Origin of the sequence: Halarchaeum nitratireducens (assembly GCF_014647155.1) — an archaeon.
In the GTDB taxonomy this organism is placed as follows: domain Archaea; phylum Halobacteriota; class Halobacteria; order Halobacteriales; family Halobacteriaceae; genus Halarchaeum; species Halarchaeum nitratireducens.
Map to the genome: position 1 here is coordinate 1 of NZ_BMOQ01000026.1, position 807 is coordinate 807.

The 807-nt window shown below is 58.4% G+C and carries 1 protein-coding gene; it reads left to right on the forward strand.

The window, feature by feature from the left end:
• Positions 1-10: 10 nt before the first annotated feature.
• Positions 11-807 (forward strand): IS5 family transposase (locus IEX91_RS16180; protein WP_188880243.1); only part of this gene is annotated, 797 nt, incomplete at its 3' end.

Here is an 807-nt window from a genome sequence, read left to right on the forward strand (position 1 = left end):
TCGGTTGCCTATGACACAAATCTCCCGCTTCACTGGTGAGATTGTGCCGATTGCCCAAGTTGTTACCGGTGATGGAGACGAATCCGCCGCCCCGGAAGGTGGCGGCGGATTCGCCGACTATGCCCTTGTTTCCCTGCATTGTCTGCGGATTTACCTCGACACGTCCTACCGAATGACGATTGACCTGTTGAAGGAGATGCCACAAATAACCGGGGAGATCGGCCTCAACGCGGCCGATCTCCCCTCGCCCTCCACCTTGTGTAAAGCATTCGACCGGATCAGTATGAGCGTCTGCCGAGTGCTGCTGCGCCAGTCGGCGCAGCTGCACGACCCCTCGAAACACGGCGCGATCGACGCTACATTCTACGAACGCTCAGCAGCGAGCCGCCACTACTGTCAGCGAATAAGCTACCGCGTGCAGAAGCTGAAGGTCACGAAACTCGTCGATACAGAGACTCAAGCAGTCCTTGACGTACACTGCTCAACGACTCGGGAAGGAAGCGATGCAGACCTCGCTGAGCAGATCGCCCGCCGGAATGCGGGCGATCTGCGGTCTCTCGCCGCCGATAAAGGCTATGACAAACAGTCACTCCGCGAATCCCTTCGTGACCTCGGGATTCGCCCGCTCATCAAACATCGCATCTTCGCACCATACGACCACGCGCACAACGCCAGAATCGACGAACAGCGCTACAATCAGCGCTCTATGACCGAAACCGTGAACTCGGCTGTGAAGCGCTCGCTCGGCTTCGCCGTGCGAGCGCGTTCGTGGTTCCGTGAGTTCCGAGAAATCGCGCTGATGTGTGT